Origin of the sequence: Streptococcus sp. DFI.7.26 (assembly GCF_022240605.1) — a bacterium.
Taxonomy (GTDB): domain Bacteria; phylum Bacillota; class Bacilli; order Lactobacillales; family Streptococcaceae; genus Streptococcus; species Streptococcus xiaochunlingii.
Window position 1 is genome coordinate 1 of record NZ_JAKOGN010000019.1, and the last position, 8,766, is coordinate 8,766.

General features: G+C 34.2%; 10 protein-coding genes and 1 pseudogene. All 11 read right to left on the minus strand.

The genetic code is table 11. The features are described 5' to 3' along the window. The coding region (locus L0M85_RS09460; protein WP_238656921.1) for a toprim domain-containing protein at positions 1-940 on the minus strand (940 nt) is incomplete at its 3' end. 9 nt (positions 941-949) lie between these two features. Further along, the gene (locus L0M85_RS09465; protein WP_135782412.1) at positions 950-1,591 is read right to left on the minus strand and encodes a peptidylprolyl isomerase; all 642 of its coding nucleotides are present in this window, start codon (positions 1,589-1,591) and stop codon (positions 950-952) included. Between the two features lie 327 nt (positions 1,592-1,918). Beyond that, a complete protein-coding gene (locus tag L0M85_RS09470) occupies positions 1,919-3,448 on the minus strand; it encodes an ABC transporter ATP-binding protein (RefSeq protein ID WP_135782413.1) in 1,530 nt (509 codons plus the stop codon). Continuing rightward, the gene (locus L0M85_RS09475) at positions 3,432-4,457 is read right to left on the minus strand and encodes a radical SAM protein (RefSeq protein ID WP_000140809.1); all 1,026 of its coding nucleotides are present in this window, start codon (positions 4,455-4,457) and stop codon (positions 3,432-3,434) included. Before L0M85_RS09475 ends, L0M85_RS09470 begins: the two co-directional genes overlap by 17 nt. A 100-nt stretch (positions 4,458-4,557) precedes the next feature. Next, positions 4,558-4,683 carry a hypothetical protein gene (locus L0M85_RS10030; RefSeq protein WP_267472554.1) on the minus strand — a complete coding sequence of 42 codons (126 nt, stop codon included), beginning with the start codon at positions 4,681-4,683 and terminating at the stop codon, positions 4,558-4,560. Positions 4,684-4,772: 89 nt separating this feature from the next. After that, positions 4,773-5,822 (minus strand): radical SAM protein, encoded by a 1,050-nt coding sequence (locus L0M85_RS09480; RefSeq protein ID WP_082782024.1) that lies wholly within the window; start codon positions 5,820-5,822, stop codon positions 4,773-4,775. Further along, entirely contained in the window at positions 5,812-6,153 is a 342-nt protein-coding gene (locus L0M85_RS09485; RefSeq protein WP_000157487.1) for a PqqD family protein, read from the minus strand. The genes L0M85_RS09480 and L0M85_RS09485 overlap by 11 nt, the downstream gene beginning before the upstream one ends. A 96-nt stretch (positions 6,154-6,249) precedes the next feature. Beyond that, positions 6,250-7,122 (minus strand): Rgg/GadR/MutR family transcriptional regulator, encoded by an 873-nt coding sequence (locus L0M85_RS09490; protein WP_135782415.1) that lies wholly within the window; start codon positions 7,120-7,122, stop codon positions 6,250-6,252. A 250-nt stretch (positions 7,123-7,372) separates the two neighbouring features. Further along, complete coding sequence (locus tag L0M85_RS09495; RefSeq protein WP_135782416.1) at positions 7,373-7,681, minus strand: DUF5966 family protein; 309 nt, start codon at positions 7,679-7,681, stop codon at positions 7,373-7,375. After that, complete coding sequence (locus L0M85_RS09500; protein WP_000969640.1) at positions 7,674-7,958, minus strand: DUF5962 family protein; 285 nt, start codon at positions 7,956-7,958, stop codon at positions 7,674-7,676. The genes L0M85_RS09495 and L0M85_RS09500 overlap by 8 nt, the downstream gene beginning before the upstream one ends. A gap of 74 nt (positions 7,959-8,032) precedes the next feature. Then, positions 8,033-8,766: pseudogene (locus L0M85_RS09505) on the minus strand (helicase SNF2); the annotation flags it as partial.

Sequence of the window (8,766 nt, forward strand, 5' to 3'; positions counted from 1 at the left end):
GTAAATCCAGTAAAACAGGAAATCCTGATTGAGATAACTTATCAGAAAAATCTTTACCTGCATCATCACAATCTACCGCAAGTGTCAATAAATCAGGATGATTATTGAAATAGGTAGTGGTATCACGAATTGTATTGATCAAAGGCAATAACTTTGAAGGTGTTACTGTATCTAAGAATTCCAACTTCTGATTTTCTTCAGCTATCAGTCGTAAAGTTTGATAAGCGACAACAGACCTTTTTAATCCCTCCATAGATACCAAGCGAACATCTGATAGACTTTGTTGATGAAGTTCGTAATAGCTCATCAAGTCGATGAACGATTCACAAAAGACCAGTCTATTTGGTTTACCAATGTCAAAGGATATTCCAACATGTCCATGGCTTCCTTTTAGAATCGTTTTTAACCTTTCTCTAGGAAGAGAGTGATTCTTATAAATTCCTTGTAAGCTTGTTGCCTGCAGTTTGTGACGATGATCAAAACTTTTAAAAACAATAACAGGTTCAACAGTTTCATTTGTTTTCCAACTGGCTTGTGCTATCAAACCTTGTTGAATCATCTTTTGTACGATTTCTTCTGAGATTTCTCTACATTCTGTTAAATAATATCTAGCCAGACTACAGCTAGAATCTTCTATTCTCTTTAAAGGATAATAAAATGGTCTATCTCTATTTTCTTGAACAGCTTCTTTTTGAAAAGGTTCTTCAGAAAGAAAGGCTAGAGCTTCTTTAAAGGAAATTCCCTTAACAAGTCGAACAAAATCAATGACATCACCTTGAATATCTCTTGAAAACCATTTAAAAGTATTGGTAGTTGAAAAAATCCGAAATGAATCGTGTTCAGAATGCTCATAGACACTGCTCGAAACTTGTTTAAAGTAGATACCTAAACGATTGGCTACATCAAGAATTGAAATTTGCTTACATTCCTCTATATTCATCAAACATCATCATTTTGTCGTAGTATTTGGCAGTGATGGTATTGATGATGATTCTTCTAAAGTTTTAGGAGTTGCCTTATCTAAATCATCTAACCCAGATTTCCAAACCTGTACTTGATTGACCAATAACTTACCTGGTAGTTTCGAATAAGACAACTTAACCGTTCTGGTTTCTGTCTGATTGGTCTTTGATTGGTTGGCATTCTTTAAATCGGATACATAGGTTACATTATAAGACACCATAGCAATGGCTTGATTCGTAGTCTGATTGACAAAGATATTAGCTTTTTCAAAATGATAATCCAAAATATAATCCTTATACACTTGGTTCATGGCATCATTTTGACTTGACAATTCTTGAGAATAAGCTGATTCAGTCATATAAGGTTGAATACGTGTATTATTTTCTCCGAGCTTTTCTTTCGTATAGTACTGTGTCAAAAATTCTTTTACAGTATCTGATGACAAAATACTTGCTTTATCTTCTGCTTGTTTGTCCTCTACAAGTTTAGCTGCAGCCAATTCAATCTCTTTACGACTTTGTTTAGCAGTAGAATGTTGACCAGCAGTATATCCCATCATGAGAATAAAGCTAGTTGCAGCCACTGCTCCAACACTAATTAAGGCTTTAGTTTTGACTTTATTTAACATCTTAGACCTTCTTTCTATAAAAACTAGGTCAAGCATACCAGATAAATCTTGAAAAAAGTATCACAATAGAAAAAGGACTCTACATTGAAAAAGAATCCTTAATTTTTTATAATACTATCAAATAATTGTCTCAAATTCACCGAGCTGATCACAGGAAAAACGAGGCCTGACTAAAACAAGCGCACGGCATTTAAACCCCAAAAAAAACCGAAATGCGTTGAAAGCGTATGATCAGTTTTATAATGACTAGATAATAGATGATGAAAATCAGGAATATCCAAAATCACATTCTTATGAAAACTCTTTTGAACTTTTGAAAAGCTTATGTTAGTCATGTTTTAGAACTCTTCTCACAACAACCAACTCCCCATCCTTGATTTCCCAGACCTGGTCAAATCGTTCTAACGCCTCTTCTTGACGGTGGAGGGTGATGATAACAGCACTTGGCAAGCTGAGAACCTTGTCCAATTCCTTTTGAAACTGGCTAGCATCCAAGGCAGAAAAAGGCTCATCCATGATAATCAGCGGACTCTGACGATTTTTCTCACGATTAAGATACATGCGTTGTTGCTGTCCACCTGATAGAGATTGGGGTGGTGTCTTTTCAAACTCCTCATCCCTGAAATTCTCATCTAAAGTCTTGAAAATGGTGACATTATTGTCATAAGAAGAAATAAAAGTATGCTCCTGCTGCAAAATCATACCAAATTTGCCCCAGAGTTGATGAACAGGGAGATGATCAAGTAAGATTTCGCCTTGAAAATCTCGGTCAGTCCCGTTTAAAATGTTGAGCAGACTACTCTTTCCAGAACCATTTTCGCCGATGAGGGCAATCTTGTCCCCCTTGCGAATTTCAACGTGGGGAATAGTCAAGCTAGACTCCCCCAGTCGCTTGGTGATATGGTTTAGCATCAGGGTCTCGAAAGACATCTGAGGTGCCTGAACAGCGGACGGACAGCTGACAATTGCTTGAAAACTTTGCACCACAGGTTTGACCGACTCCAGCATTTGCAAGTCGTATAGGATTTCCTGAATTGGCTCCGAAAAAGCAGTGATATAGCCAAAGCTAGCCACAACCTCAGGAATGCCCAACTGCTGGGTGGCAAGGGAGTAAGCGAGATAAGCGAAAAGGACAATGCTGATAAACTCAAAGGAAAGCCCCGTCAGCAGGATACCCATGATTTTGGTCAAACCATAGCCCAGATACTTATCCTGCAAGGTGTTTAGAGCATTTCGTTGCTGGTCCTGAAAGCCAGACAAGGTGACTTGATTGACCAGATGGTGTCCCTTGAGCAAATCCTCCAAAGTACGATAGTAATTTCCCTGCTTTTCTAGATAAACCTGCCGACGTTGGGCGGTTAACTTCCCCACAATCTTGGGAATTTGAATACTGACAGCTGTCGAAACAAGCAAAATCAAAGCGACCAAAGGATTGATGGTGCGACTAATCACCACAGTGTAAATGAGAATCCTCAGAATTTGCTTGATAAAACTCATAAGAGGTGGTAGGTAGTCCTTCTCCAAGGAATCTAGGTCGTTTGATTGATAGGAAATGTACTCTGCCACCGTTTTCTGCTTGAAATCGTGGTGTCCCAGCTCCAAAAGCGCCTGAAACCAGTCATTTTTAAGATGAGTGGAAAAGAGAATTGCCTGCTTCCAATCCAAACGCATCTGGATATAGTTGCAACCCAGATAGCACAACACCGCCAGGCAGTAGCCATACAAGGCAATTTGATAATGCCCCCTAACCAATTCCTGGGTGAAATAGGGTAGCAAGGCAGTGCAGACATTGGAAATACCACCAAAAACCAGATTAAAGAAAAGATACCAACGCAGCGGTTTAAGATAAATCTGCATAGACTATACTCCTTGCTAAAGCTGTCTTTTTGCATATCGTAGAACAATTTCTACTGTCTCCCGATTCTGATAATGCAATACCAGGACATTGCGTACAATAATTAGAAATCGCACATGTACTACAATTCTTACTGTTTTTTAAAGTGTATTTTGCTATCTTATTGAAAGCCGATCTATTCCATATTTCTCTGATAGGGGTCAGATATATATTTCCAATACTCCTACTGTAAAGAGAACATGGTTGTACTGCTCCTAAACATGTTATATATAGTGATAACTGCACAGAACTACACGTTAAAAAATTTTCATTCTTATGAACAAAAGTAACACCATTTATTTCATCTATTTTTTTCTGTATTGGAATTAGTTGTTTTAGAGTCAACGATTTCACTCTAACCTCATTTCCTATCGTACCTCTCCTTGGAACAATTTGGGTATCAACCTTATATTTGAAATTATTTTTCTTACAAAAATCATATACTTTATCAATGGAGTTAATGTTTTGTAAAAATAGAGGTGTTTTTACCTCTACTAGAATATCAAATTTCTTTAATAATTCTAGATTATGAAGACATCTTTCCAATGAACCTTTTTTATTGGTAATCTGATCGTGAATCTCTTTATCCATTGAGAATATTGTACAAGAAATATAATCAATATATAGATCTGACAAAATTGCAATACGTTGCTCATTCAACATTGACACATTTGAATAGATAATTACATTGAAAAACATTTCCCTAGCAATCTTAATATATTTCATAGCAAAAGGATGTGCAAACACTTCTCCTCCTGTAAAAACAATTTCAAATGTACCTAACTCTCGTAATTGAACTAAGAGATTTCTAAAAGTATCTAAATCAAATCCTTTCTGATTATATTCTGAAATGTAACAATGTTCACATCTCCAATTACAAAACGAAGTTATTTCAATCGTTACTGAGTATAAATTACGATTTTCTCGGTATAATTTTATAACATCTGTTATATCTTTAATAGTTTCAGTCATGCATATCACAACTCCTAAAAAGGTAAGCAAAGAATGATACAAGTTAAAATTATTTAATCATCCTTTGCATTACCTTTAGCAACGTCTAATCAAAAGTTGATTAGTTACTACTTGTGTCAACAACAATATGAGAACTTCCACCACTACATAGTGCTGACTTTGTACTACTGACAACAACTGTTGGTGTTTTAACAACCAATTGTGGTTTTTTGAAAACTTTAGCCATGAACCCTCTCTCCTTTCCCATCATGTAGTACTTATATGCCTCTCTCCAGAGGAATTAAAAATAACACTTCATATCTCTCTAACTAAAAATTAACAATGAAAACTCGTTATACCAATGCCAGAATAATAGTCTTGATTAACATACCTTGCTCTAGCTACTTGACGCTCAGATTTTAAACATCCCCAAAGAGATTTATCCTCAAGTAATGCTATACCACTACATCTATTGCAATACTTATTAAGTGGGCAACTTGGGCACTTCTCCAATTCGCTAAATTTCTTATTTTGAATCTCGTGTAAAGTAGTAGAATTTAACCAAATATCCTTGATGGAAGTGTTTAATATGTTTCCAATAGGCATGTTTAAATTATTACATGCTAAAAAATTTCCATTTGATTCAATAGTACAACTGTATCTTGTTGCATTACAGACATACATACTTGAATTATTTTCGAAACATCTAAAATTTCTAATTGTGTCTATTTTTACTATATTCTCATTTAAGAACTGATCACTCACACGAAATATAGACGGGGTGGCATTACCATCAGTTTTATAAAAGATATTCGTTGTAGCTAAATGCTTAAAATTCATATTTTTACAAAACTCTGACACTTCATCAATACAATTTTGGTTGGTAGTAAGAATAATCTGTTTAACTTCCACTGGTATATCGTATTCTTTTAATAAATTCAAATTGGCTACCGTTTTCTTTAGTGAACCTTTAACTGAAGTTATTTGATCATGGATATTTTCATTCATTGAAAACACCGTACATGATACTTGAGAAATATTCAATTCAGCTAACGCCTTAATTATCTCCTCATTCAACAATGAAACATTCGTAAACAATTTAACATCAAAGAACATCTCTCTAGCATCTCTAATAATTTCCAATGTATCTGGTCGTGTAAATATCTCACCACCTGTAAAGAGCAATTCAAACGTCCCCATCTCTCTCAAATCCTGAAACAATTCATAAAGACATTCTCTTGAAATCCCCTTAGTGACATACGAAGGAAGATAACAATGCTTACACCGCCAATTACACCTTGTTGTTAATTCTATAGTAACAGATAGTAATGTTTTGTTTTTTGAAGCTAAAGCGTATATATCATTATCATAGAATTCAGAGTTCATAAATTAGTCCATTCTCTAAGAGTTCTAGTACAAACTCATCTACCAGTGACTTAATTTCAGAAATGTCACAGCCATATATCTCAGAAAGGCTTAGTAAAACTTGATTATAAGTCCTCTGCTTGGAAAAAGAAAGCCAAATATCTTTTGAGGAATCTTCCAGTAAAAACATTTTATTTATCTGTTTATCTAAAATATAAACTACCCCTGTCGTTGGCTCCATTTGCCAGGCTAACTGTTTCGAATAATAATACCTCATTGATAATTCTGAATCTGCTGTACTAATTGCTGTTAGTTCAGTTTCCATCAATTCATATTTCTCTAAACTAGCCATGACTATCCCTTCTTTGCTTTAAATTATATTTGTAAGCTTACGAGCATAGTTTATCACTTTATAAATCTAATTCTATTTTGTCCCAAATCTGCACTTTCATTTATCATCTGATAAAGGTGCTAATATTTTAATTAAATGCTCCTCATATCTTTCTGCAAGTTTCTCACATTCTGCTGCACGCATAAATCCAATTACTTTTCTCATTTTTAGGATTGATTTTGTTGTCTGTTCTTTTTTAAATTCATAAAAAGAGCGTGCATATGTAAAAATCAACCGTTCATAAATTTCGGATTCATCAAAATAAAAATGCGAAATTTGTTTTTCAAAATATTTTGCATCCGTTAGATAATCTCTTTCAATACAAATGATAAAAGCATTTAGAGCCATACTAGCGATTACTCTTCTATAACTAGGTATGTCATGATAAAACTCAGTTCTATGTAACATCTCTTTAGATAATAATAGAAATGTTTCATGATTGAAAATATACATGATATTTCCAAATAATAAAATTTCAAACATTCCCCAATAATCAACACTAAATAAGTAATTGGTTATTCTGTTTATATCCGTATCGCTGAAATATTCTTCGTTAGAAAGTTCTTGTAATTTTATTTTTAAAAAAATAATTTCGATTGTTGAAAAAATAGATAAATCATCATTTTCCATGAGTTTAATCAACATTTTATGTAATTTAGCCACGTTTCTCTTAAGGAAACACTGCTTAACTTCATCTATAAGTTGATAAAAGTGATCTCTTTTAAAATCATTAGCTGCAAACATAAATTCCTCGATGGGAACATTTATCTGTTCAAGAGCCAACAAAAATTTTGTTATCGTTAAATCTGTCTCCCCCTTTTCAAACCTAGACAGCTGTGAACGTGATATTCCTTTGTGCTCAATCTCTCTAAGAGTAATTTTTCTTGATTCTCTAAATAATTTATATATTTCTCCAAATTTTTTTAACATCCTATACCTCCATGAGCAAATATGGGACAAATCTCAAATAAAATCTATCCATGTGATAAAATATGACTAGATTATACCATAATAATTAAAGTTTTTATTAATTTATTAAAGGAGGTTTCACATGAATATTCCCAAAAGAAGATTCATATTGATTTTACTTGAAATCATCATTATCATCGCCTTATAATTACAATTCTGTAATTTAGCGCCTATATAAAAAACAGCTGAACAACCTTGTTCAACTGTTTTTTTACTCTCTTTTCCAACTGATAATTTTTAAAATACCAAAGACAAGAAAGGCTAGATTAAAAGTTACATAAAATACTGTAAAACTGATCAGACCATTCTGAGATAAATCTTCCATATAAAGGGTCGGTTCAGTAAAGAATAAATAAATTCCATAGACCTCTACAAAAATAAGAAAACTGACAAAACCAATAAGGAAAAGTCCACTGGCAATAAGAAAGAGTCTCCATAAAAGAATGAGAATTCCTCCTACTGCTAAAAAAAATACTGGGATAAGGAATAAATCATTCATGACTTTCTCCTTTCTAGTCAATCAATTGACGATAATGGGTGGCAAGAGAGGAATCAAACTCTTCTAATTTTTGAACTAAGTCCAAATACTCCTCTTTCTCATGTTCTTCAAAGTCCACACCTCGATGATTCTGAAGAGCAATTTCCAATTGACTAGTAAGTTCTCGTTTAGAAAAACTGTAATCCCCTGTCACTTCCTCATAATGTTCCTTTAGTTCCTTGTAGGCTTGGTATTCTTCAGGTGTTTGAAATCCCTGTACCAAAGCCTCTTCTAATTGATAATAGGTATCTTCCATCATAATTGTTACCTCGTTTCTTTCTATCCTTATTCTACCGCGCTTTTCTTTTCTTGTCCGCTATTTGTATCTATTTTTTACTCCAATTCAAAAGAAAGTTGTTCTTGCTTTTCTTTTCCTTTTTCATGGAATTGTCTTAAGGCCTGATCAATAATATCTAAATCCGTTTCCGTTTCAATCAATGGCGCGAGTACATCGTATTCGGCCTTTTTAGTTTGATAATCCTCTTCCTTTGGAAAGTTTTTCTCAATTTCTACTTTAGCAGTATTCCATTTATCCTTTAATTCATCCAATAAGTTCTGAGTTTTCACTTGGTCCTCTTTAATGTGATCAATCGTATGCTGAAGCCTTTGAATTGTCCCCAAAGGAGAATACAGATCTAAACTGACAGAATACTGATTTTCTCCTACAATCTTAACAGAGAAGGTTTCAGGAAGAGGTTGATTTGTTGGAAGACTAAGCATTTTAATGTCAAATCCTCGATAGCTTGCTAGGGTACGGAATTCTTTGCTGTCAGCTTGATTATGACGGATAAGACGGTGTAGGGATTCCCCTGCTTCAGATCGTTGATCAAAAGCTTGCTTACCTACCGTCATAGAAAATGCCTGGTCTTTCGACATTTCAGACTGTTGAATGTCTCCTTCATATTTGCTTAATCGTTTCTCAAGAATGGGCATATTTTCTTCACAGTAAGAGATTGTATGACGATAGTGATCCTTGCTGCGTTGAAAGGCGCGTCTTTGATTTTCTAATAGAGTTAGATCATTCTCTAGTTCCATCTTATATTTGAGATAAGGATTACCTGTTGCTA